Source organism: Acidobacteriota bacterium (genome assembly GCA_028874215.1).
In the GTDB taxonomy this organism is placed as follows: Bacteria; Acidobacteriota; UBA6911; order RPQK01; family JAJDTT01; genus JAJDTT01.
Map to the genome: position 1 here is coordinate 38,058 of JAPPLF010000018.1, position 24,585 is coordinate 62,642.

At 62.8% G+C, this 24,585-nt stretch carries 19 protein-coding genes and 1 pseudogene; 10 read left to right on the forward strand and 10 right to left on the reverse strand.

What is annotated here, in order from left to right; all coding sequences use genetic code 11:
• Positions 1-30 precede the first annotated feature (30 nt).
• Together OXT71_03390 and OXT71_03395 are read right to left on the reverse strand one after the other, a co-directional pair.
• Positions 31-1,491: a sulfatase gene (locus OXT71_03390; protein ID MDE2925422.1), complete on the reverse strand. Its 1,461-nt coding sequence runs from the start codon at positions 1,489-1,491 to the stop codon at positions 31-33.
• A gap of 60 nt (positions 1,492-1,551) precedes the next feature.
• On the reverse strand, positions 1,552-1,944 hold the full coding sequence (locus OXT71_03395) for a hypothetical protein (GenBank protein MDE2925423.1): 393 nt from the start codon (positions 1,942-1,944) through the stop codon (positions 1,552-1,554).
• Between the two features lie 223 nt (positions 1,945-2,167).
• On the opposite strand from OXT71_03395, the gene OXT71_03400 reads away from it, so the two are divergent.
• The gene (locus OXT71_03400; protein ID MDE2925424.1) at positions 2,168-3,538 is read left to right on the forward strand and encodes a twin-arginine translocation signal domain-containing protein; all 1,371 of its coding nucleotides are present in this window, start codon (positions 2,168-2,170) and stop codon (positions 3,536-3,538) included.
• A gap of 46 nt (positions 3,539-3,584) precedes the next feature.
• Here OXT71_03400 and OXT71_03405 read toward each other — a convergent pair whose 3' ends face one another.
• The gene (locus OXT71_03405; protein MDE2925425.1) at positions 3,585-5,108 is read right to left on the reverse strand and encodes a hypothetical protein; all 1,524 of its coding nucleotides are present in this window, start codon (positions 5,106-5,108) and stop codon (positions 3,585-3,587) included.
• 152 nt (positions 5,109-5,260) lie between these two features.
• Positions 5,261-6,643: a sulfatase-like hydrolase/transferase gene (locus OXT71_03410; protein MDE2925426.1), complete on the reverse strand. Its 1,383-nt coding sequence runs from the start codon at positions 6,641-6,643 to the stop codon at positions 5,261-5,263.
• 104 nt (positions 6,644-6,747) lie between these two features.
• Here OXT71_03410 and OXT71_03415 point away from each other — a divergent pair, with 104 nt between their 5' ends.
• Complete coding sequence (locus OXT71_03415; protein ID MDE2925427.1) at positions 6,748-8,223, forward strand: Gfo/Idh/MocA family oxidoreductase; 1,476 nt, start codon at positions 6,748-6,750, stop codon at positions 8,221-8,223.
• Positions 8,224-8,332: 109 nt separating this feature from the next.
• Positions 8,333-9,808 (forward strand): Gfo/Idh/MocA family oxidoreductase, encoded by a 1,476-nt coding sequence (locus OXT71_03420; GenBank protein ID MDE2925428.1) that lies wholly within the window; start codon positions 8,333-8,335, stop codon positions 9,806-9,808.
• Between the two features lie 160 nt (positions 9,809-9,968).
• Here OXT71_03420 and OXT71_03425 read toward each other — a convergent pair whose 3' ends face one another.
• Positions 9,969-10,214, reverse strand: coding sequence for a type II toxin-antitoxin system prevent-host-death family antitoxin (locus tag OXT71_03425; protein ID MDE2925429.1), 246 nt, complete (start codon positions 10,212-10,214; stop codon positions 9,969-9,971).
• A 214-nt stretch (positions 10,215-10,428) separates the two neighbouring features.
• Between OXT71_03425 and OXT71_03430 the strand changes: the two genes are divergently transcribed.
• A complete protein-coding gene (locus OXT71_03430; protein ID MDE2925430.1) occupies positions 10,429-10,911 on the forward strand; it encodes a DUF2911 domain-containing protein in 483 nt (160 codons plus the stop codon).
• An 80-nt stretch (positions 10,912-10,991) separates the two neighbouring features.
• On the opposite strand, the gene OXT71_03435 is transcribed toward OXT71_03430, so the two are convergent.
• From OXT71_03435 to OXT71_03445, 3 genes are all read right to left on the reverse strand, one after another.
• Positions 10,992-11,552, reverse strand: coding sequence for a superoxide dismutase family protein (locus OXT71_03435; protein ID MDE2925431.1), 561 nt, complete (start codon positions 11,550-11,552; stop codon positions 10,992-10,994).
• A gap of 87 nt (positions 11,553-11,639) precedes the next feature.
• Entirely contained in the window at positions 11,640-12,608 is a 969-nt protein-coding gene (locus tag OXT71_03440; GenBank protein MDE2925432.1) for a WYL domain-containing protein, read from the reverse strand.
• Positions 12,605-13,576, reverse strand: a complete 972-nt coding sequence (locus OXT71_03445) for a WYL domain-containing protein (protein ID MDE2925433.1) — start codon at positions 13,574-13,576, stop codon at positions 12,605-12,607. Before OXT71_03445 ends, OXT71_03440 begins: the two co-directional genes overlap by 4 nt.
• A gap of 219 nt (positions 13,577-13,795) precedes the next feature.
• Here OXT71_03445 and OXT71_03450 point away from each other — a divergent pair, with 219 nt between their 5' ends.
• From OXT71_03450 to pdxA, 5 genes are all read left to right on the forward strand, one after another.
• The gene (locus tag OXT71_03450) at positions 13,796-14,071 is read left to right on the forward strand and encodes a ferredoxin family protein (GenBank protein MDE2925434.1); all 276 of its coding nucleotides are present in this window, start codon (positions 13,796-13,798) and stop codon (positions 14,069-14,071) included.
• Between the two features lie 10 nt (positions 14,072-14,081).
• Positions 14,082-15,113 carry an isochorismatase gene (locus OXT71_03455; GenBank protein MDE2925435.1) on the forward strand — a complete coding sequence of 344 codons (1,032 nt, stop codon included), beginning with the start codon at positions 14,082-14,084 and terminating at the stop codon, positions 15,111-15,113.
• An 18-nt stretch (positions 15,114-15,131) separates the two neighbouring features.
• Positions 15,132-16,547 (forward strand): MBOAT family protein, encoded by a 1,416-nt coding sequence (locus tag OXT71_03460; protein ID MDE2925436.1) that lies wholly within the window; start codon positions 15,132-15,134, stop codon positions 16,545-16,547.
• 59 nt (positions 16,548-16,606) lie between these two features.
• Positions 16,607-17,893, forward strand: coding sequence for a hypothetical protein (locus OXT71_03465; GenBank protein MDE2925437.1), 1,287 nt, complete (start codon positions 16,607-16,609; stop codon positions 17,891-17,893).
• A gap of 169 nt (positions 17,894-18,062) precedes the next feature.
• Positions 18,063-19,139 carry a 4-hydroxythreonine-4-phosphate dehydrogenase PdxA gene (pdxA, locus tag OXT71_03470; protein MDE2925438.1) on the forward strand — a complete coding sequence of 359 codons (1,077 nt, stop codon included), beginning with the start codon at positions 18,063-18,065 and terminating at the stop codon, positions 19,137-19,139.
• Between the two features lie 38 nt (positions 19,140-19,177).
• On the opposite strand, the gene OXT71_03475 is transcribed toward pdxA, so the two are convergent.
• On the reverse strand, positions 19,178-21,064 hold the full coding sequence (locus tag OXT71_03475) for a hypothetical protein (GenBank protein ID MDE2925439.1): 1,887 nt from the start codon (positions 21,062-21,064) through the stop codon (positions 19,178-19,180).
• 89 nt (positions 21,065-21,153) lie between these two features.
• On the opposite strand from OXT71_03475, the gene OXT71_03480 reads away from it, so the two are divergent.
• The gene (locus OXT71_03480; GenBank protein MDE2925440.1) at positions 21,154-22,743 is read left to right on the forward strand and encodes a hypothetical protein; all 1,590 of its coding nucleotides are present in this window, start codon (positions 21,154-21,156) and stop codon (positions 22,741-22,743) included.
• Between the two features lie 604 nt (positions 22,744-23,347).
• Here OXT71_03480 and OXT71_03485 read toward each other — a convergent pair.
• Positions 23,348-24,577, reverse strand: a pseudogene (locus OXT71_03485) (DNA-processing protein DprA).
• Positions 24,578-24,585 lie beyond the last annotated feature (8 nt).

Below are 24,585 nucleotides of genomic sequence, written 5' to 3' on the forward strand. Positions count from 1 at the left end.
TTTGAAGAACCGGGTGGCTACCGAACGGTCTTACTTGTTCCTGGGCCGATTGCGGTATGGAGGCCACTCGATTCGCTGCGCCTCGTATCGGGGCCACTTCCAGGCCGGCCACACCGGGCTCTTCGCTTGGACATCGGCGTACATCGACCGCAATTGATCTGCAAGTCTGGCCAGTTGCTGCGGCTCTCGTTCCGCCAAATCCCGGGTTTCGCCAATGTCGACGCGAAGGTTGTACAGCTCGAACCGCGCCAGCCTCGCGGTCTTCAGCATCCGCATCTCGTCGGGCACGATGTCGGCCGTGACTCGCAGGTCGGGTTGGTCCAGGTGCGCCAGGATCTTCCAGTCCCCGGCGCGCATGGCGACTTTGGGCTTTCCGCGAGCCCGCAGGAAGTGCCAATAGAGTGGCGTCTTCCGCTCAAGCGGTGCTCCCGCCAGCAGGGGTCGAATGCTGACACCGTCGAGAGTACGGCGTCCGGGCACGGACACTCCGGCGAGATCGCAGAGCGTCGGCAGCAGATCGACGCCGCTGACGGGAATGTCCGACTCGGACCCCGGCTTGACATGTCCCGGCCAGCGGATGATGCCCGGGACGCGGATTCCGCCCTCGTAGAGATACCCCTTCTTGCCGCGCAAGGGTCCCGCCGATCCGTGCGGGTGGATTCCCGTGATCGCCGGTCCGTTGTCGCTGGTAAAAACGACGAAGGTGTTGTCGCGCAAACCAAGCTCGTCGATGGTCTCGGCCAGCCTCCCAAAGGAATCGTCGAGTTGTGTGATGTTGCCGTGATGAGCTCGATAGCTGGGGTCGCCGGAAGGATAGAGATCGGCGAACCGCTTGTCGCTCGCGATCGGCTCGTGCGGCTCGTGGTAGCAGACATACATGAAGAACGGCTTCGTCTTGTCCCGGACTTCTTTCAGCCAGTGAATGGCCTCGTCGGTCACCAGCGGCGCGGCATAGCCCTCGAGTTGTCCGGCCGGTTTGCCGTTGCGGACGAAGTTGTCGGGATTGCGGTGATTCGGCAGGGCATTGTTCTGCGTGGAAAACCAGTAGTTGAAGCCATGATCCGAGGGTTGCGGTTGAGTGGGCAGATTGAAGTCGCCGTTAAGGTGCCATTTGCCGACGTGACAGGTGTCGTATCCAGCGTTCCGCAGCAGCGTCGCGACCGTGATCTCTTCCCTCCGGACGTGCATGGGAGAGAACATGGGGATCCAGTTGTGCACGCCGGCCCGATAGGGCGTTCGCCCCGTCATGAACCCGGTCCGCGCCGGGGAGCAATTCGGCGCCGCCGCGTAACAGCTCGTCAACCGCAGTCCTTCGCGCGCCAACCGGTCCAGGTTGGGCGTCTTGATCTTGGGATGACCGTAACCAGCCAGATCGCCGTAACCCAGATCATCCGCCAGCACAATCAGGAAGTTCGGCCGCGTGTTCTCTTGCGCGACCGCAGCCCCGACGACAAAGAACGCCAGTAAAGGGACGATCGTTCGGAGCGTCATGGGCGGTTCTCCTCAAGAGAGCTGAGGTTCCCGGCACCTGGAACCGGCTCTATTGTTTCCTTAGCGGACGGTAGTCCGGATGGCTGGCCGGGGCCAGCAGCCTCCATCTCGTAGAACATCCGGGTCTCCCACCGGCGGACCGAAGGAGACGGGATCGGACCAGGTCTTTCCCGGGTCGTCACTGCGAGTCAGGAATGTCTCCTGGCCCCGGCCGTCTTCCGTGGGACGGAGAAAAATGAGTTCCAGCGTTCCCTTCCGGTCCAGGAAAGAGGCTCCACAGATGGGATAGCCTTGTTGGACGCGGTCGAACAGGACCCGATAATGGGAGAATCGCAGAATCGTTCTCGTGGGCTCCCCCCGTCCGGAAGGCGGGGCGGCCAAGGCAGGAGCCGATCGGGCTGCCGTGAACAGGGTGTAGAGCAAAAGTGTGAGGGTGGCGGGTCTTCGAGCCATTGTTGCTCCCGTGCCGGTCCGTGGTAGAAGTCCCGCGTAGCACCGAGACCGGAACTCGGCCCGCCGGACAAGCCCTGACGAACGAGAATGTTCGATCATTTTTGATCCGGAAACAACCCGGGCTGCCCGGATTCGGATCCGGTGGAGGCGCAGCGGCGGCTTTCGCCACGGACCGCCGGCCGTGCCGCCGGGAAGAGGTCTCGCCCGGGCCAGGAGGAAGAGGATGAACCGACCGAACAGGAGCGCCCCGCCGTCCGACCGCCGAAGTTTCCTCAAGCAGGTGTCCGCCGCCGGCCTCGGTGTCGGTTTGACGCCCGCCGTCCTGAAAGGCGCCGATGACCGCAAGGTCAGCCTCGGATTCATCGGCGTAGGGGGCCGGGGATCGAATCTGCTCAGGCTGTGTCTGCGGTTTTCCGACGTGAGCATACCGGCGGTTTGCGACATCGCCCCCGACAACCTGCGCCGGGCTCAGGATCGGGTCCAGTCGTCGGGCCGCCCACGTCCCGAGGGCTACGGAGAGGATGAGAATTCCTACCTCGAGTTGTTGCAACGGGACGACCTCGACGGTGTCGTCATCGCAACGCCCTGGGAACTGCACATCCGCATGGCCATCGATTCCATGAAGGCCGGAATCTACGCGGGAGTCGAAGTCGGTCCGGCCAACTCCATCGAAGAGTGCTGGAACCTGGTGGAAACCTACGAGGAGACCCGGGTTCCCTGCATGCTCCTGGAGAATAACTGCTATGCCCGATACAACATGGCGATCCTCAGAATGGTCCGCGAGGGTGTGTTCGGGGAACTGATCCACTGCCAGTGCGGGTATGCCCATGATCTGCGCGAACGCCTGGTCCTGGGAAAGGGCACGGGCCCCACTCCAAAGGGGGACGGGGACTACCGCTCCATGCACAACCAATACCGTAACGGAGAACTCTATCCCACCCACAGCATCGGCCCCATCGCCCATTGTCTGAACATTCAGCGGGGGAACCGTTTCGAGTACCTGACCTCTATGGCGACCAAGTCACGAGGCTTGCGCAAATGGGCCCAGGACAATCTTCCTCCCGGTCACCCGCGTCGAGACATTGCCTGGAAACAGGGGGATCTGGTCACCACCACCATCAAGTGTGCCAATGAGGAGACGGTGGTCATCAAGTTCGACACTCGCCTGCCGCGGCCCAACTCCTTTCTGTACGTGGTCCAGGGTACGAAAGGAGTCTGGATGCAGGATGCAGACAGCAGTTCCAAGAACAAGTCCATGATCTACCTGGACGGCATGGAGCCACGGCACCGGTGGCAATCCTTCGATCGATTTCAGGAGCGGTATGAACATCCGCTATGGAAGAGTTACCTGGCCGCGGGAATCCGCAAAGGACATGGCGGAACCGACTTTCTGGAGCTCCGGGCCTTCAAGGAGTGCATCAAGCGGAAGATCAACACCCCCATCGACGTCTACGACATGGCGGCCTGGATGGCGATCTCGCCCCTCTCCGAGCAGTCGATCCGGCGGTCGAGCGCACCGGTGGACTTCCCCGAGTTCACCCAGGGGAAGTGGATGAGCAACCCGCCGTTGTTCGGGTTCACGGAAGCGTACTGAGTCCGCAGCCGCGGCGCGGCTTCCCGGGGCCACGATCACACGGCTTCTATTGGAACCTCATGGAGTAGAGGTCCGCATCCTTCATGACGAAGCGGAGCCGAACCGGCTTCCCCGAGAGCTGCCCCAGATCATGGCGGCCTTCCCACGTGACCGGACGTTCGATCTCGTCCCCGATGATCTCCGGGCAGTCGGACAGAGAGAGTCCGGGGAAGGGGCGGCCTTCCATGTCCTGAACCTCCACTCGAAGACTTCCGGCGGCGCTGGTGGCGTAGTTGATCACCAACTGTTTTCCCGAAAAGACTAGGGGTTTCGTGAGCATCTCGCCTCCCTGGTAGGGAGCCCGAACCGAGCTGAATCCATCCAGGCGCAGGGTCAAGCGCTCGATGTGCCAGGAAGGTTGGGCATAGTGCCGGCTCACGAAGAAAGACATCTCCGCGGGTCCCGTCTGCACGACTCCCTTGAGCGGATAGTTGGTCCGGGAGATCCAGTTCTCCGGCCCCGGCCCCGGCCGCACCAGGGCCTCCGGAAAGGTCCGGTCGAACCGGGTGGTCCCGGGCCGGGTCGTCAAGAGGACCGCGTCCGAACAGTCCCCGTAGTAGACATTCCCCCCTTGTGACGCCATCTGCATCCGGTCCAACTGGGCGTCGGTCACGACGCGCCGGCCGCTCATGAAACGGGCGGCCAGACCCACGTAGAGATGGGGGGCTCGAAAATAGGGCTCCGTGTTGTTGGTGTACAGGTGGTCGGAGGGTATGGCGGTCCCGGTATCGCTGTAGGTCATCCCCTTCGGCTCGGACCAGTGGATCAGGTCCCGGGAGGTGGCGCGCTGAACGGACCGGATTCCTGCCGCAGAAGAGCCGGTGGGCCGGCTGACCATGTAGCGGAAATAGCAGACGTAGAGTCCTTCCGTCTGTGACCAGAAGAAATAGTTGGAAGCGTCGAAGGCGTTGCGGATTCCGGTCGCGATGATGGGCTCCTCTCGCAACCGGCTCCACCGGAACCAGTCCTTGGAACCGTACAGGTAGACGTGCATGAGGAAGGGTTCCTTGGACTGGAGGATGGCGCGGATTCCCTTCACGCGCTCGGAGGCCGGCACGCCGGGGCGGGAGTCGACGAAGGGATAGAGGCTGGACAGCGGACTGAGGCCGGTTTCGTCCATCAGGGCGACGACGTTGTTCTCCCGGGTGCCCGCCACGTCCACGAGTCCCAGATTGGGTTTATCCCAGCGGACGCCGTCGCGGCTCTCGGCGTAGCAGACGACTACTGAATCGTCTTCGGACCAGCCCCGGTAAAACAGGCGATAGATGCCGCCGTCGCGGATCACCTCGTATCCGAAATTGAAGGGGCCCTCCCAGGGCTGGTCCGCCTTCAGGACGGTTCCCGCCGGCTCGGGGCGTCCCAGCGTCAGGCGCGCTCCTTCCAGCCGATCGATCAGGTAGTGATCGACGAAGAGTTCCAATCGGGTGCCGATCTCCACGGGCGCCTCGGTTTGGCTTTGCTCCGCGGGGGGCGCCGCACCCGGGGAAACCGTCAGGAGACACGCCACGACAGCCAAAATTCTCGTTCTCATCGTCCATCCTCCAGGTTGAAGGAACCCGTGCCAAAAAGGGAACATCCCATTCGGCCTCGTCAGCCGCCTGTTGTCCGGGCCTTCCCGAACCGGATCGGGAAGAGATCCGAATTCTTGGTCGCAAAACGCAGGCGGACGGCGTTCCCCGTTCACTACTCCCGGCCCTCGAGCCTGTCCATTACGGCCTGAAACTTCCCGGTGATCCGCCGCTGTTCCTCGTTGCGTTGTGACACCGGAATGGGGATGGCTTCCAGCACATCGGATTCGACGTCGTAGAGTTCCCCGTTGCCGTACAGCTTGTATCGCCGATCGCGTACGAACGTGAGTTGCGAGTACTTGTCCTTGTCCCATCCCGGCCTCGGCTCGAAGTGCATGAAGACCCAGTCGCGGGAACGGCCGTTACGGCCCAACAAGCGATCCGCGAAGCTGGCGCCGTCGATCAGGGGCTCGTCCGGAAGCCGGTAGCCTGCCAGTTCCGCCAAAGTCGGATAGATATCCACCGAGTCGATGAGATCCTGTGAGACCACGCCGGCCGGAACGGTGCCGGGCCAACTGGCGATCATCGGGACTCGGGTTCCGGCATCGGTGGTCTTTCCCTTGCCTCCACGGATCGTCCGGTCTCCAAGCTGGGAAGTAATCATCCTGTGGGTGCCGTTGTCCGCGTAGAACAGGACCAGAGTCCGCCGGCGCAGGTCGAGCCGGTCCAGGTTGGCCACGATACTACCGACCAGCTTGTCCATGTAGGCGACCATGTCGGCAAAGTAGGCCTTGTCCTGCTCGTGGCGCCGGGAGTCCTCCCGCCATTGGGGGCTGTCGGGAGTGGGTACGAAGGGGTCGTGCGGGAGCGCCATTGGGTAGTACACAAAGAACGGGCCGTCCCGGTTCCGCTCTACGAAATCGTTGATGTATTCCACGAAGAGGTCCGGCCCGTAAGCCCCCGTCTGCTCCCGGACCAGCTTGCCATTGAGGTCGTAAGTGGGGTCCGCGTACCGCGATCCCTTGTCCTCGGTGTGCCAGGCATGCCAGAGCAGGTATTCGTCGAATCCCGAATCGGCGCCCCGCATCCCGGTCCCCCGTCTCACCGCCGCCCCGGGATAGTCCACCGGATCGTAGCTGTGCAGTTGCCATTTGCCGGAGATCAGCGTCCGGTAGCCCGCCTCCTGAATCAGATGGCCGAACGTCCGCTCCCTTTTCGGCAGGATTCCGAAGCCTTGCCAGTAACGGTGCTGATAGCGCCCCGTCATCAATTGCACGCGGGTGTTGGTGCAGAGCGGCTGGGAATAGGCGTGGTCGAAGCGAATCCCCTGGTGGGCGAGGCGGTCCAGCATCGGCGTCGAGTAGGAGCGGCCGCCGTAGGCGCCCAGAGTTTCGTAGCCGAGATCGTCCGCCAGGATCAGGATGATGTTGGGACGATCCTGGCGGGTGCCGGTCTCCGTTTTGCAGGCAGGGACCGACGCGGCGATCACCATGCCGAGGAGGATCAGGTGCCGGGCCTGCACGTGGAAGAACTGGCAGATCCCCGGCGATGCTGTCAAGTAAAGTCGAAACCCATTGACCCAGGTTCGGACGTTGGAGCAATATTGCCGAGTCGTCCAAGTCAGTTCTCACGGAACAGCCAGATGCTTATGGAGAAGGAAAAATGACGAATCAGTGGAAGCGCCGGCGTTTTCTCAGCACTACGGGCCGTGCAGCGGCGGGGTTGGTGATTCTCCCCAACAGCCGTTCGGTCTGGGGCTACCCGGCCAATGAGAAGCTCGACGTCGCCGTTATCGGCGCCGGCGGAATGGGAGGATGGAACCTCGTCCACATAGCGGGGGAGAACGTGGAGTTCCGGTCGGGCATGAGAGTCAAGCCGGATTCACAGCCGGAAATGACCGGGGAGAACATCGTAGCTCTCTGCGACACGGACGAGCGGTCGGTGGCCGAATTGACTCCAGGACGCCGGAATCCTCCGAGCCACGCCTTCGCCCGCTATGGACGAGCCAGGAAATTCAACGATTACCGGAGGATGCTCGACGAGTTGGATCGCCAGATCGATGCCGTGGTCGTGAGCACTCCGAACCACAACCACGCTCCGGCGAGTGTTGCGGCGATGCGGCGCGGGAAGCACGTCTACTGCGAGAAGCCGGGCGCCGATTCGGTCTTCGAGGCTCGCATGATGGCCAAGGTGGCCGCCGAGCAGCAGGTGGCGACGCAATTGGGAACCCAGATGCACGCCTCGGACAACCACCGCCGCGTCGTCGAACTGATCCGCGCCGGAGCCATCGGCGCGGTGGAGGAGTGCCACATCTGGCTCCGCTCGGGACGCGGCGCGAGTGACCGCCCGGCCGAGACGCCACCCGTCCCCAAAGGGCTTCATTGGGATCTCTTCCTGGGGCCGGCGCCTTACCGTCCCTACCACCCCACCTATTCCCGCGGTTGCGGCGGCAACTGGCATCGGTGGTGGGATTTCGGCTCCGGCAGCTTCGGCAACATGGGTTGCCACTACCTGACACCGGCCTTCCGCGCATTGGATCTCCGCTATCCGGTCTCGGTGGAGGCCCAGGGGCCGCCACCGCACCCAGAGACGGCACCCGGGCAGCTTCATGTCCGCTACCGGTTCCCGGCCCGCGGAGAGATGCCGCCGGTCACCCTGACCTGGACACATGGAAGTCAGCCGCCGCCGGTGTTTGCGGAGAACGACTTCCCCAAATGGGCCTGGGGCGTTTTTGTGGGCACCGAGGGAATGCTGCTGGCAAGCTACGGGCAGCGGATGCTCTGGCCTGAGAAAAAGTTCGCACACTTCGAGCCGCCCAAACCGAGCATCCCGCCTTCCATCGGTGCGGAGATCGGCCTTCGCGCTCCATGGGTAGCCGCGTACAAGAACCACCCGGACTGGCGTCGGACGGCTGAAGTCGGCCATCGCGCCGAGTGGATCGCCGCCTGCAAAACCGGGAGCCCGACGGGCTGCAACTTCGGCGCTTCCGGCCCCATCTCGGAGGCGGTCATGCTGGGGAGCGTCGCCTATCGCACCGGCGCCAAACTCGACTGGGACGCGGACAACCTGCGGGTCGCCAACTCTCCGGAGGCCGACGCGCTGCTGCGAAAGAAATACCGTTCCGGTTGGACGTTGTGAACTCAAAGGGAAACCGGAAGGGGACTGCCTGTTTCGAACTCCGGGGAGAATGTAATCTCGAGATTCGGGTCCGCATTCGGAACGGCCGGATGCTGATGGAGGAGGAATAGTGGCCAACCAGTTGAAACGGCGACGTTTTCTCGGCACTGCGGGCCGCGCTGCGGCGGGCTTCGTGATTCTTCGCGACAGCCGTTCGGTGTGGGGCTACCCTGCCAACGAAAAGCTCAATATCGCCGCTGTCGGCGTCGGTGGCATGGGAGCGTGGAACCTCGCCCACATGGCGGGGGAGAACGTGGAGTATGTGACGGGCATGAGAATCAAGCCGGCTTCGCAGCCGGAGATGACCGGGGAGAACATCATAGCTCTCTGCGACACTGACGAACGGTCGGCGGCAGCTTCGGCTCCGAGGCGCCGGAATCCTCCCGGGCACGCCCTCGCCCGCTATGGACAAGCTAAGAAGTTCCACGATTACCGGCAGATGCTCGACGAGCTGGACCGCCAGATCGACGCCGTGGTGGTGAGCACGCCGGACCACACCCATGCTCCGGCCAGTGTTGCGGCCATGCGGCGCGGCAAGCACGTCTACTGCGAGAAGCCGGGAGCCATTTCGGTCTTCGAGGCCCGTATGCTGGCCAAGGTGGCCGCCGAGCAGCAGGTGGCGACCCAGTTGGGAACCCAGATCCACGCTTCGGGCAACTACCGCCGCATCGTCGAATTGGTCCGCGGCGGAGCCATCGGTACGGTGAAGAGTTGCCATATTTGGGTCCGCTCGGGACGCAAGCCGATTGACCGTCCGACCGAGACTCCACCTGTCCCCGAAGGGCTTCATTGGGACCTTTTCCTGGGGGCGGCTCCTTACCGCGCCTATCACCCCACCTATTCCCGGGGTTGCGGCGGCAACTGGCAGCGCTGGTGGGATTTCGGCACCGGCAGTCTGGGCAACGCCGCCACCCATTTCTTCAACTTGGCCTTCTGGGCTCTGAAGCTCCGCTATCCCGACTCGGTGGAGGCGGAGGGTCCGCCACCGCATCCTGAGACGGTTCCCGAGCGGCTCCATGTCCGTTACCGGTTCCCCGCGCGCGGCGAGATGCCGCCGGTGACCCTGACCTGGACCCAAGGCAGTCAGCCGCCGCCGGTTTTTGCGGAAAACGACTTCCCCGACTGGCCCTGGGGCGTCTTCGTGGGGACCGAAGGAATGCTGCTGGTGAACTACCCGCAGCGGATGCTCTGGCCTGCGGAGAAGTTCAAGGGCTTCGTGCCGCCCAAGCCGAGCATTCCCCCGTCCATCGGCGCGGAAATCGGCCGCCGCCCGGAGTGGATGGCCGCCTACAAGCACCACGAATCGTGGCGGCGAACGTCTGAAGTCGGCCATCGCGCCGAGTGGATTGCCGCTTGCAAATCCGGGAGTCCGACGAGCTGCCATTTCGGCTATTCCGGTCCCATCTCGGAGGCGGTCAACCTGGGCGCCGTTGCCTACCGCACCGGAGCCAAACTCGACTGGGACGCGGACAACCTGCGGGTCGCCAATTCTCCCGAGGCCAATGCGCTGCTGCGCAAGGAATACCGTTCCGGTTGGAAGTTGTGATCTCGACGGAATGCCTGCTGCCCGCTCCATGACGGATGACCTCGGTTTTCCGGATCCTGGATTCGGCCGGGCCGGCCATCCACGGAAAGCCGTTCCGGGACCGGGGATCAAACCCAGAGGATGGGGAAGCGAACAAAGGGGACAGTCTGTTTTTCCGAGTTCATTCCTGTCCTTCGAAAGACGGCAGGATCTCCGGCGGCAGGGGCTCGTCAAAGTCTTCCGAGATGTAAGCGCGGCCTTCCCAGCCTCCAGGTTGCCGCGGAGCGGCTCTCTGCCGGAGGGGCCCCAGACGAGCTACGGGCTTTCCGGACCTGGCGATGATGATTTCCTCTCCTCCGGCAGCCCGATCGACGAGCCGGGAGAGAGGCGAATTGGCTTCGTTTAGATTGTAGACCGTCGTAGCCATGTCCAACTCCGAAGTTGGTCAACCCTGGTCGAACATATTCTGCCGGATTCTCGTCCGTCAACGTCAGTGCCGGTCAGGTCGATGGTGTCCTCGGCTCGAATTGACGCCGGCCCAAAAATGTTGTGTGATTCTGCGCGTCCAATAACCTGCGGCGGCCGCCGGCGCCGGGTCGAGTGGGCACGTTCCACCAAGGAATCAATCGAGGAGAAGATCCATGAAGAAAGCTCTCGTCATTGCAGCAGTTCTTATGACTCAGTTCTCTCTGGAGGCCCAGGAGGATCTCCGCGGGACCGCCGAGGTGACCTTGAAGGGGAAGAAGGTCTCCATCGAGTATGGGCGTCCCTCTTTGCGGGGCCGCGACATGCTGGGCATGGCCAAACCGGAAATGGTCTGGCGCATGGGCATGAACGCGCCCACCACCATGAAGACGGAAGCGAATCTCGTCTCCGGCGGAGTCTCGATTCCCGCTGGCGATTACAAGCTGCAGGCCAAGTGCATCGGCCCCGACCAGTGGGAGTTGCTCTTGAATGGAGGCGAGTTGGTGGTTCCCATCAAGACGGAAGTCGTCGACGCCAACGTGGAGACGTTCACCATCTATCTCCTCCGCAGCAGATACGGGCAGGACACGGGCGGGGCCAGATTGAGGGCGGACTGGGGCAACAAGAGGTTGACGGCTGAGTTCAAAGTCTCGGACTGAACGCCCGAGGCGGAGCATTCGGGCGGTTGCGGAGCCGGTCGGATTCTCCGGAGCCGGCCTGGTCTACGGGAAGTTCGAGATCAGTATCCGGAACCCTCGCGCATGGCGCCGGGCGCCTGCGGTTCGATGACGCCGCAAGCCAAGGTTGCGACGGTCTCTCCTCCGGCCGTCATGATGACCACCGAGCGTCCGACCACCGATCGAGGCCCCTCCGACAAGGCGATCTGGTGAACGTCGGTCATGAAGTGCGCCATTCCGCTTTCGTCGGCTTCGATCTCGCCCAATTGACCGGCGGGATTCCCGGAGCCGGATCCTTCGGGGTCGAAAATTGCGCCCGCGCCGGCTCCGTCCCCCGAGCTGCAATCGCCCACCTCGTTCACGTGCAGGCCGTATCGCCCCGGCGACAGTCCGGTCACGTGAGCCATGACGTGGATTCCACCACCCATCTCCTCGAAGGCGACGATTCCTTCGGTGTCGTTTCCTTCGGTGGGATGGAGAATGGCGGCCGCCGCCAGACCGGTATCGGCCTCCATTGCCCCTTCGGGTCCGGTCGAGTCGACCTCGTCGGAAACCGGTCCGCAGGACAGAGCCAGGAAAACCATACCGATCGGCACCACGCCTCTTCGCGCTGTTTTATTCATGATGACGCTCTCCATCCTTGTTTGGGTTGCCTTCCGCCCCGCAATTCCCGCTGGGCCGCCGAGTGCATGCCGGTCATCAGTCCACATTCATGAAGCCGAGACCGGCGCATCGTACAGGGCCAGTACCCTTCTGGCATCCCTTTGGACCTTCTCGATCAATTCGGGAGGGCTCAAGGGCCGGGCGTGAGGGGCGTTGCTCAAGACCAGGCGGGAAGGGAACTCCAGGGTTTCACTCTCCAGGGTAAGGACCACTCCCCCGTCCTCTGCCGGTTCCACCGAATCGCCCCATTGCTCCTTGATCCAGGGAGCCGCGTCCGCGTCGAAATAGACGCGCATCTTGCGATCTCCGGGGAACCGAAGGAAGTTGTTTCCGACCCCGCGCACGTCCGCGCCCTCGGGGGGGGAGAAGGAGTCGTTCAACAGGTCCACCGACAGGACCCGGTCGAACTTGAAGGTCCGCACGTCACGCCGGAGTTCGCAATAGCCCTCCAGGTACCAGTAGCCCAGGCGCTTGGTCAGATGGTAGGGGCGAACGTTGCGGCTCAAGGTTTCGTTCCGGGTCAGGGAATAGTAGTCGATCCGCACCTTGAAGTGTTCCTCGACGGCTTGGCGCAAGAGCGCAAAGTGTTCGGAGACGGGTCGGGACGGCCGGTCCACGACGACCCGATTCTCGATCCGGAAACGGGAGTCCTCCGAGTGGGAGATGGCCTGTTGGATCTTGCTCTTCAGCGATCTGACGGCACGAGGATCGACTTCCGGGTCCAGCAACTGGAGAGAGACCAGCAACGCCACGGCTTCGGACCGGGTAAAGCGCAGGGGGCGGTTCAACATCTGGTCGAACTCGATGAAGACGCGACGGTCTTCCACGTAGATGTCCACGTAGTCGTCGGGCCGAAACGGAGGCTTGCCGATGAGGAGCATGAATTCCATCTCCTTCAGCAGGTCTTGGGGGCGCATCTCCACCTTTTTGGCGAGATCGTCCAACCAGATTCCCTGGTTCTGGGAGACGTAGCTCATGATCAGGAGAATGCGGTTGATCCGGTCGGCGACGTTCATAACAGATTGCGAAGCGTCCGGGCGATCTCGTTTCGCATCTCCGCCGGAGCCAGCACCCGGGCATCGGTCTTCAATTCCAGAATCCAGGAGATGAAGCCGGAGCGGTGGGTCACTTCGATGTCGAATCGGTTCTCACCCGTGGGAACGGCGCGAGTCAACTGGGGGAGCAGTTCGGGAAGCCGATGCTCGGAAACCTCCACCGAAACCCGAACCGGCTCATGGATGGCGAGTTCCCAGGGCTGCTGATTCTGATACGGCTTCAGGGAGAAATCACTGGGAATCGTGTAGTCGGGACTCCCCGGACGCCTCCGGTTGACGATGACCTCGCTCATGCGCGAGAGGACGAAGCAACGAAGCCCCTGCCGCAGGTGGTCCCAACCCACAAGCGTCCAGTTGCCCTTCCGTAGAATCAGGCCGTAGGGATCGACTTTGCGCCGGGTCGTCTCGCGAGTGGAGAAGGCGTAGTACTCGATCTCAATACTCTTCTTTCGCTCCAACGCTTCCCGGATCTGGTGCACCAAGTTCGGCCATTTGCCGGTGACTCCCCCCTTGGGGAAGGAGATCTTCAATTCGGGCGGGGGAGGGGTGACCTGACTGACGCTGATGATCTTGTAGAGGGCGGATTTCAACTGGGGCTGGTAGGGGAAGTTCAAATTGTCGCGGACGGCGTCGGCCGAGAGCATCAGCAAGGAAGACTCTGTGGGATTGAACTCGATTTCGCGAAGGAAGAGCTTGTCCTCACGGATGGCGTAGCCGTCTTTGGACACCTCGGGCCCGCTCTTGTAGTCGATGGGAATCCCGAGAGTGATGAGTTCGGCCTTGTCCCGCTCGAATTTTCGCTGATTCGACTCCTCGACGCCCCGGGCATAGTCCTCCGGGAAGTGGTTCTTGATCTCTCTCCAGGAGACCGGCTCGCTGGAGTTGAGGAGGTAGGCGATCAAGTCCAGTAGGCGTTCGGTGCGATTCACTGCGGGATATTCTAGCAGTCCGCGACACGACTCGACACCGCATTAGCCGGGGGGGAGGGACGACACTCCAGTCGCCCATTCCCTTCTTGACACGTTGTCGTCGGGGCGCCCGGCGGTTGGAAGGCGCCGTTCCCGTCCGGCGGTTGGAAATCGCCGCCCGTCCGCTTGACCTGGGTTCTTTTTTCGTTAAATTGGATAGGATCTACGAGGGAGGAGATCATGACCTTCGTCATTGCTGAGCCCTGTATCGGAACCAAGGACACGGCCTGCGTGGACTCCTGTCCGGTTGATTGCATCCATCCGCGCGCGGATGAAGTCGAGTTCACCGATGCCACCATGCTCTACATCGATCCGGTGGAGTGCATCGATTGCGGCGCCTGTGTGCCCGAGTGCCCGGTAGAGGCCATCTTCCCGGACGACGAAGTTCCCGAGGAGTGGGATCACTACCTCGAGATCAACGCCCAGTGGTACGAAGAGACCGGTTACAATCGCTGAAACCGCTCACATGCCCCGGCCCCAGCTTCCGGTTCCCCCCCACTTCGATCCAGACCGGGTCGATGAGGTCTGGCGCGTTCCCTATCAGGAGAGAGCCCGGGAAGCGGCGGAGTGGAGAATCCGCTACGGCGTCACGCCTGCGGCCCAGGACCGGATACGGATCTGCCTGGTGGCCGTGGACGTACAGAACACCTTCTGCATTCCCGGGTTCGAGCTCTTCGTGGGGGGAGCGTCCGGACGCGCGGCGGTGGAGGACAACCTTCGGCTGTGCCGGTTCATCTATCGGAATCTGGGCGTCATCACCCGGATCTGTCCGACCATGGACACGCACCGTCCGGTGCAGATCTTCCATCCCCTGTTTCTGATCGACGAGGCCGGAGAGCACCCCGAGCCGTACACCGTCATCTCGGCCGAGGACGTGAGGCGGGGCATCTGGCGGATCAATCCGGTCGCCTGCTCCCAGGTCGGAATGGATGGGGAGACCGGGCAGGCTCATCTCCTCCACTACGTCAGCCGGCTTCAGGCGGAAGGGCAGTATCAGCTCACCGTCTGGCCCTACCACGGGATGTTGGGCGGGATCGGTCACGCCCTGGCGTCGTCATTGGAGGAGGCGGTCTTTTTTCACAGCGTCTGCCGCCAGAGCCAGCCCGATTTCCAGGTCAAGGGAGACTCGCCATTGACCGAGCATTACTCGGTTCTGGGTCCGGAAGTGATGGAGGGGGCCGACGGCGCACCCATCGGCGAGAAGAACCGGACCCTGCTGGAGTCGCTCCGGTCGTTCGACGTGGTGATCGTGGCGGGACAGGCCAAGAGCCATTGCGTGGCCTGGACCGTCGACCATCTCCTGGAGGAGTGCTCGGCCGGTCCGGAGGATTTCGCCGGGAGGGTCTACCTGCTGGAGGACTGCACCTCGCCGGTGGTGGTGCCGGGCGTCGTCGACTACACGGAGGACGCCGCGGCCGCCTTCCGCCGGTTCTCCGGCGCCGGAATGCATGTGGTCCGGTCCACCGATCCCATGGAAGTCTGGCCCGGCATCCCGTGATTCCCGCCGCCGGCTGAAATGCTCTTCAACAGCTTCCACTACATCCTTTTCTTCCTGCTGGTGCTCCTCGTCGTAGACGCGGTCCGCAGGCGCCGGTTCCAGCACCTGTTCCTGCTGCTGGCCAGCTACTACTTCTATTGGGTGTCGTCGACCTGGTACGTCCTGCTGCTCCTCTATTCCAGCTTCCTCGACTTCTACTGCGGGCGGGCCATCGGGAATTCGACCCGCTTGCGGACGCGCCGGATCCTCCTGGCCGTCAGCATCGCCGGCAACCTGGGGGTCCTGGCCTATTTCAAATACACCAATTTCGCTCTCGCCAGTGTGGAGACCCTCTTCGGCAGCCTGGGCTTCGGGGTACGGCTCCCGGGATGGGAGATCTTCCTGCCCATCGGCATCTCCTTCTACACCTTCCAGAGCATGAGCTACACGCTCGACATCTACTTCGGCAAGCTGAAGCCTGTGGACTCCATCCGGCAGTTCGCTCTCTACGTCTCCTTCTTTCCCCAGTTGGTGGCCGGTCCCATAGTCCGGGCACGCCATTTCCTGCCGCAGCTCGTCCGGATGCCCATGGTCAACTGGGACCGGATCCGTTTCGGATCGACGTTGATCCTGTACGGGCTCATCAAGAAGGTCTGCGTGGCCGACAACCTGTCGGGATTCGTCGAAACGGTCTTCCACGGGGATCTGACACACGACTCCCTCTGGGTGTTTCTGGGCATCGTTGCCTTCGCCATCCAGATCTATTGCGACTTCTCGGGGTACACCGACATCGCCATCGGTTCGGCCCGGGTCATGGGCTTTCGTTTTCCGGACAACTTCGACTTTCCCTACTTCTCGCACAACATCACCGAGTTCTGGAAACGGTGGCACATCAGCCTTTCCAGTTGGCTCCGGGACTACCTCTACATTCCCCTGGGCGGAAACCGGAAGGGCCGGCCGCGGCAACTGGTGAACCTGATGGTGACCATGCTCCTGGGCGGACTCTGGCACGGCGCCGCGTGGCACTTCGTGCTCTGGGGCCTGTACCAGGGGATTCTGCTCATCGTCCACAAGCTCCTGATCTGGCGGCGGCCGGCATCCGGGTCCGGAATCTGGAATCCCCTGAAGATCCTGGGGACCTTCTATCTCACCTGCATCGGCTGGCTCATCTTCATTCTCCCGGACCTGGGCACGCTGTCTTTCTACGTCAGGAAGATGATCTTTTGGGACTTCAACACCGCCGGGCTCTCGGCACTGATCGACAGCCACCCCTTGCCCCTTTTCCTGATGGCGGCGTTCGCCTTGATCCATCTCCTCAGCTACCGGATGGGCCGCCTTTCCCGCCGGCTGGCGTCATCGCGAACCTTGGGCTGGAGCTGGATCATGTTGGGAGGTCTGCTGGTGCTCTATCTGTTTGCCGGGGGGCAGGCGAGTTTCATTTACTTTCAATTCTGATCTCCCGGTCCCGGCGGAAGGGCTTGAGGGGCAGGATATAATTGAAGCGAAGGAGCCATATGGTTGTAGATCCGTTGGCGAGGACGGTCAGAGGCCGGAACAGGGATCTGCCCGGCCTCGCCAAGCGCCTCCTCAAAATACTGCTGGGCCTGGCGCTGACGCTGATCGCGGCCGACTTCATTCTGTTGGAGATGAATCGGAGGCTGCTGATTCTGCCCCAGTTCGACATGGAGCTTCTGCCCTACCACGACCCCCGGGTGACCCGCCGGAACGCGCTGCTCCGGGCCTATCCGGACCCTCCCAAGGTCATCTTCACCGGCGACTCGCGCACCAAGAACGGCATTGTCCCCGAAGTCGTGGCCCGCACCCTGGGAGTCCCGCACCAGACGCTGTTCAACTTCGGCACCGGCTCCCAAGTGGCCCGTTTCGCCCGGGAGGCGTTTCTTCCCCATCTCCTGGACATCGAGGTCCGTCCCGACTTCCTGGTCTTCGGGGTGAGTCCCGACTGGCCTCTCGAGAAGCGCAAGCTCTGGAAGCTGATCGACCGTTACCGGGAGTCTCTGGCCTATCGGTTGGAACACGCGCCAGCCTCGGGCGGCGATGCCGTCGAGGGTTTCGTCACCCGCTTCCTCTCCTACCGGTTCGCCCTGTTCCGCTACCGGCAGGACCTGATCGAGCAGGAGCTGCTTCCCGATCTGAGCTGCTGGTTCCTGGACGACTGCTACCGGGATGCGCGGGACCCCAGGGCCACTCCGGTTCACTTCAAGGATTTGGAGCGGCGCTCGGGATTCAAGACCGCCTGCGGCTGGGGCCCGCAACCCTACGGCGGACACATGTCCGGGGAATTCACGAAACGCGCCCGCTTCGACGAGGAGACTCCTCTGGACGAGGAGAACCTGGTGGGGTTGTTCGAGGCGTGCCGCAACCAGGGGATCACGCCGCTGCTTCTCATCATGCCGGTACACGACACCTTCCGCCGGGTCCACGATCCGCTCATGTCCCGGAACCAGGCCCGGCTGGAGGAACTGGCGGCCCGGGAGAAGGTGGATATCCTCCGCGCCAGGCGCGACTACGGCGACCGGGGCCTGTTCGTGGACGGGCATCATCTCTCTCATCGGGGCGCGGTCTACTTCAGCGCCGATCTGGCCCAGGCCTTGTCCCCGCATCTGAAGGTCTCCCGGCGCGCCCGGGCCAGAGGGCGCGCCTCCACCGAAGACCTGGTGAGGTGGATGTACGATCTCAATCCCGAGATCGAGACCCTCTGGGGCCGGAGTGCGGAGGAGGCTCTGGGCCCTTCCGGCGACCGCGTGGCGAACCGCCGACGCACGCGGGACCTGAGCCAGTGACTCCCGGCGTTCTGCCAGCAGTCCGCGCCCTTGCAGGAACGGTCGAATGCCGTGACGACTTTTTCCACGGGCTGCTATCATCCTCAGATTGCGGTTTCACCCGGATTGACCTCCAAGGGTCCAAACCCGTTGAGCGTCAACGACATGGGTGCAGGAGGGGGCGAACGGCGTGAGCAGGCAGATGGCAGCTTCCAAGCGGCGGCCCCGCGTGGCGGTCACCATGGGAGATCCGGCCGGGATCGGGCCTGAGATCTGTCTGCGGCTGCTGGCCGACTCCCGGGTGCTGAGGCGTTGCGTCCCGGTCGTGTTCGGGAATGCGGAGGTGCTGGACCGCGTCGCCCGCGCCTGCCGGCTTCCCGGTCCGGACCGGGTCGTGACCGGGGAGCAGGGACACTCGGATCTTTCCGAATCCTCACCCGCCGTGGTCGATCCGGGTGGGTTGGAGGCCTATCGAGTCCGGCCCGGCCGGGTCCAGGCGTCTTGCGGCCGCGCCGGCTTCCGTTTTCTGGAAGCGGCCGCCACCAGGACTATGAACGGAGAATTTGCTGCCCTGGCCACCGGTCCCATCAACAAGCAGGCCCTGCAGGCCGGCGGAATCCCGTTTTCGGGGCATACTGACTACCTGGCCGCCGCCACCGGTACTCCAGCGGTCTACATGATGCTGGCTTCGGACGAACTGCGGGTCAGCATGGTCACGGGGCACGTCGGGGTCGAAAGGGTCTCCAGGGAACTCACCAAGGCACGTGTGCTGGAGGCCATTCGGCTGACTCGGGATGCGGTCGTGAACCTGCGCGGCGAGACGCCGCGGCTGGCGGTGTCGGGACTCAATCCCCACGCGGGGGAGGGCGGGCTCTTCGGTTCCGGCGAGGAAGAGCATGTCATCCGGCCCGCGGTGGAGGCGGCCCGGCGAGAGGGAATGGAGGTGGACGGCCCCTTGCCGGCCGACACGCTCTTCGTCCCCTCGGTCCGTTCCCGCTACCAGGCCGTGGTGACCATGTATCACGATCAGGGCCACGTTCCCTTCAAGATGATCTCTTTCGACCGGGGCATTCACATGACCCTGGGCCTTCCCCTGGTGCGCACCTCGGTGGCGCACGGGACCGCCTTCGACATTGCGTGGACCGGACGAGCCAGTCCCCAGAGCCTGATACAGGCTGTCCTCTGGGCCGGAAGACTGGCGGAGCGGAAGCGGGCGGTTCGCGGCAGATCTGCCGCGGGCAGAACCGCGGCGCGCCGGGTCGGTTGACGTAGACCGGAATCCCCGGTTGGACGCCGGATCCCGGTTCAACGGCGCCAGGGCGGCATCAGGGTCGGCTGATTCGCGAACCGCTTCATGGCGATGGCCAAAGTCGCACCGGCGCCCGGGCCCAGCCGAACTTGAAAGAACGGCGCGCCGATGGGCGTCTCCTCTCCCTCCACCGTCGCGGACAGGCACTGGTGCTCTCCGTAGGAGCCACCCTGGACGATGACGGTTCGCGGCTCGAGCTGATTGACGTTGACCAATGTGACCGTGGTCTTGTCCGGAGTCAACTCCGTCACCAGGGCTGCTACGTCCCGGGGAATGCCGGGCCGTCTCCGGTCCGGGTCGAAGTAACGCAGCCGGGCGTGAAGCAGGCTTCCCAGGTGGCCGATCCGTTTCCGGTGTTCCTTGCCGCGATTGATGTAGTCCTGGGCGTCCTTCACCAGGGTGAGGCGGAAACGGGTTTCGTGCGCCAGGTGGTTCAGGCCGCCCAGCATGATGTGGACCAGGGAGCCGACCCGGGCCGGACTGTACCGCATGGGATCATCGGCCAATCGGGTGTCGGGAGTGGTTTCGTCCCGGCCCATGGCCTCGATCTTGTCCCGGATGGTGACGAAATCGTCCTGCATTGCCCGTTCGGGGTAGCCCGGATCGTTCCCCTCCAGGAAATCCAGCCAGCCGCGCTTCGGCAGGAGCGCGCGCTCCTTCTTCTCCATCAGGAAGTAGAACAAGTCCAGAGCGCCCTCGGAGTACTTTTGAGGCCGGTAGGCGTACCAGCCCTGATCGCCGTACATCTGGGGGTAGACCGTCTGGCCCTCCTCCACCTTGGAGTTGGCGTTGACCACGTCCATCTGCCGCCGCCAGGCGTCCAGGTACTTGCGGTCGCCGGTCAGCAGAAACGCATTGGTCAAACCCACGAGGCCGTACTCGTGCTGGTTGCGGTTCACGTAGGTGGTGGTGTCGGGCACCCGGACCGTGAACCCCCAACCATAGGCTCCGGCGTACCACTTGCCGCTCTTGCCGCCGACTTTGCCGTCCAATCCCACCTTGGAGGGCATGATCCCGCCGTTGGCCTCCATCCGATCCATCCAGGCGTCCACGTACTCCAGGACCCACTTCTTGTATTTCTCTTCGTGGTTCAGCATGTAGGCCTGGGTCGCCAGACTGGTGGACAACAGGTTCAACGGGTGGTCGCCGACGATGTCGGTGTAGTCCTCGAAGTGCTCCAGCATGAGCCGGTAGTTCTTTTCGCTATGGAGCGGCTTGAAGCGGTTCTCGATCTCGATGGGGTCTCCGGCCCAGTCCACGGGCCTCGCGTCCCGCAGCAGCGGTCCCCGGCTCCCGTTGAAGAGGCTTCGGATGACCTTGTGCTCGGGGTCGTAGTTCGGGGCCCCAGGGTCCTCATTCATGTAGAGGCCGGCGAAACGGCGCATGCGGCGCTGGAAGAGGACGTCTTCCGGGTCGGAGAGCGCCTGCTGCTCCAGGACCACCAGGCCTTCGCCGATGTGGATCCAGTCCATCTTGGTGTGGAATTCCTTGAAGTACATGCCGTCGCGGGCGAACTCCACGTCGGTGGTCTTGGCCAGGGTGTATTGCCGCAGGTGGCCCTCCCAGGCTTTCTTGTACATCTGCCGGACATCGTCGGAGGCGCCCAAGGAATGAAGGATGGGCCAGTCCCGGAGGTTCTCGATGGCGTCGTCGGGACCGTCGAGGGCGCCCCATCGCACGGTGCAGATGAGGAATCCCCGATCATCGAAGTATTTCTCGTAGAACTTCCTGCAAGCCGCCGCCTGGGTGCGCAGCAGCTCCCGTTGCATCACCGCCCAGCCGGGCGGCGGCATGGAAGTGTCGACGGCGATCTCCACCCCCGCCAGAAGCGGGCATCCCGCCAAGATCAGGACGGTTGTAAGTTTCGTGCACAAGGTTTTCATTGGTCTAGTCGATCCTTCCCTTCCGGTCCTCCAGGACGTTGCCGGACGCTCTCTGGACGCAGTCGCCGTTAGTATGGAGAATATTGGCCATGCAGGTCACCCTCCGAGCGATTTTCACTCTTTTTCTGGCCGTTTCGGTGCGTGGTGCCGGACACGTCGAAGTGCGTGACGTGGGCACCGACCTCCAGCTTTTCGTGGACGACTGGCTGGTGGATTCACTGGACGGCGTTTACCGGCAGTTGCACCGTCCCCGAGCGGCGGAGGTGGCCATCCAACTGGATCGTCCCTGGGAGGGACTCTATCTTTACGACCCCAGCGTCATGAAGGACGGCTCCCGGTACCGGATGTGGTACCGGGGGGGCGGCCCCTCGCGGCCCCACCTCTGGGCCTATGCCGAGAGCGCCGACGGCATTCACTGGGTCAAGCCGGAACTGAACCTCATCGAGTTCAAGGGCTCCAGGAAAAACAACCTGGTCTGGCCGATTCCGGGAGGCATCTGCTCCACTCTCGCCATCTTCAAGGACCCCAACCCGGAGACTCCGCCGGATGAGCGCTACAAGTCCATCTGCACCGGAAAGGAGCCGGGCGCCGGCCACGACCGGCCCGTCATTTACGGCCTGGTCTCTCCCGACGGGCTTCGATGGCGCATGATCCGGGAGCAGAAGCTGCTGCAGCCGCCTTGGGAGGACGGGGCGCTGGACTCGCACAACATCGGCCTCTGGGACCCGGGACGCGGGCACTACGCCATCTATGCCCGGGGCTGGTATCGGCGGGGAAGCGTGCCTTACGGCTCCAAGACCGTCCGCAAGGAGCTCTACCACGTCACGGCCCAATTGCCCTCGGGGACAGAGTTCACGGTGCCCAGGATCCGGGACATCCGGCGCTTCGTCTCCAAGGACTTCCTGAACTGGTCGGAACCCGAATATCTCCAGTACCGGAGCACCCCCGAGGAGCATCTCTACAAGAACGCCGCCACTCCGTACTATCGAAGACCCGACCTGATGGTCATGTTTCCCAAGCGGTTCATGCCCGAGCGGGTTTTCGACCCGGATTGGCCCCATGTCTACATGGAGCCCTGGGCAAACGCGCCCGATTGTTCGAGCATGGAGGTGCCGGGCATCACCTGGATCTACGGTTGCGCCGGACTCTCGGACATCGTCTTCATGTTCAGCCGGGACGGCATCACGTTCACCTATTTTCGCGAGGCCTTCATCCGTCCCGGGCGGGACATCCGGAACTGGCACGGCAGGGCCATCGAAGTGGGACCCACGCTGGTTCCCACCGGCGACGGGGAGATGTCCCTTTACTTCGTGGAGAATTACGGAACCCAGACGGTCAAGATCCGGCGCGGCGTGCTGCGGGAAGACGGGTTCGTCTCGCTGCAGGGCAACTTCGAGGGCGGATCGGTCCGGACCCGGCCCTTCCGCTTCTCAGGCTCCCGGCTCACGCTGAACTACTCCACCTCGGCCGCGGGGAGCCTCCGGGTCGAGATCCAGGACCAGCGGGGAGATCCCCTGGAGGGCTACGGCCTGGACGATTGCAAGTTGATCTTCGGCGACGAGCTGCAGCGGACCGTCAAGTGGAAGGGCGGCGCCGACCTGTCTACCCTGGCCGGTCAGACCGTGCGAATGAAGATCGAAATCCGTGACGGCGACCTCTTCTCGCTGCAGTTTCATTAGGAGCTCCCCCACCGGCCCGGTCCGGCGGATGTCCGGTAGAAAAAGGAATGGGGCGGCGGTTTCCTAACCGCCGAACAGACAAGCGGCGATTTCCAATCGCCGAACTCCTGACTGACAAACTTGGCGACGAAGACCGAGCGATTGGAATTCGTTTCTTATTTCTCAGAACCGGGTTGCTTCGCGCAATTCACCTGAGGCATTCCAGCGAGACTTGAGGCGATCTTCAGACTCGTTCTTGGAGACTCCGTATCGAGCCGAAATTCGTGACGGCGCCGGCCTTGGTCGGGAGTCACTCCTCAAACAGGCGTTCCGTCGAACGAATATACGTCACGGGATTCGTGTGTTTATCCAGGACCTCCTCCCCAGCCAATCGATCCAGCCATTGCCGGGCCTGATATTCCCTGACACCGAGTTCCACAGATACCTGGCGTGCTGTCTTGGGTGTGACTACGACACGAGGAATCAGACGCCGCACGACATCGTGCAATTCTTGCGCGTAGTCTTCAATCACATCGGATGGTCGATAGGATTCGGTCCCGCTGGTTTGTATGTGTTCCATGCTCTCCCCGGATCGTCCTTCCTGAACTAGGCCGTGTGTCGAATGAACGTACTTCACGGGCCGGGTGCTTTTCTCCAATTCACCATCTGCAACCAGATTTTGCAGCCAATTCTCGGCTTGAGGTTTGGTGACGTTCAAGACGTTGGAAACCTCCTCGGGCGTCTTGGGATGTGCAAGGAAACGTCGCATCAGAGAACGTATGGACTGAAGGAGTTCCTTGGAAGCGCTTCCGGATTGGCGGGGTTCGTCGCTGGTTGACGGTGCCGGTTCGGAAACCAAGTGAGGATCTGTCGCCAGCCGGGTAGAAGAAAGCTTGAGTTGGTAAGGGCGGACCATCGTATCCGTACTGGCGAGAACCTTTTTGAATCCGTCCGGATCCGTCGGATTCGGCCAAGATTTCGCCCCTCGGCGCTGCAACTCTTTCAGCGCGTCATGTGCATCCCCACGTGAGAGCACGTGAACTGGCGTGGAGTATTTCCTCAGCTGCTCTACGGCCCCCGCCCAGGTTCCTCCCTTGTTGACGACTGCATGGGCCACCAAGGCGGCATTGGCCAAGGCGTAGATCACCTTGTTTCTCTGCATCGCGTGGCCCACATTGAACCTTGCTCCCGGATCGTACGGAGAGACCAGCACCAGCCGTTCCTCCAAGACCAGATTTCGATGCATTCGGTTCATGGACGTTCTCTCAAGATTCCCCGCCAACACCCCCACGGCTGATCCGCCAGCCTTCAAGACGCCATTCATTGCGGCCTGATCCACACCTCGCGCCGCTCCCGACACGATGGTGCAGCCTGCTCTGGCCGCAAGGGCGGAGACGCCTTCGACGTAGTGAAGAGTCGGCTCGTCGACATTGCGCGATCCAACGATGGCCAAGGCACTGCGGGCTCCGATGATCTCTCTGTTCCCACATCCGTAAAGCACAGCCGGCGCGTCTTTACGCAATCGCTCTTTGAGCATCCGCGGGTATTCGCCGTCGGCACGGCTAACCACCCAGATCGCTCTTGCCTGCCATCGTCGCACGGCCTGGGCCAGAGCGAATCCCCGGCCCACTAGCGCCGTGAGGCGGGACGTGTCCGCCACGGAGCTACAGTTGTCCAAGAGAGAGTCCGAGTGGCTCTTCAACAGGTCGGCCGGTTGGACTCCAAGAGCATAGAGGCGACCAGCAAGCTTGTTGTATTCACCCGCTGTGAGGGGTTTCACTCCACCCCTGACCCCACCTGCGATGAGGGGTGCAGTCAATAGTAGGATCGCCTTAGTGTTCAAGGAAAGATCCATATCCCCGT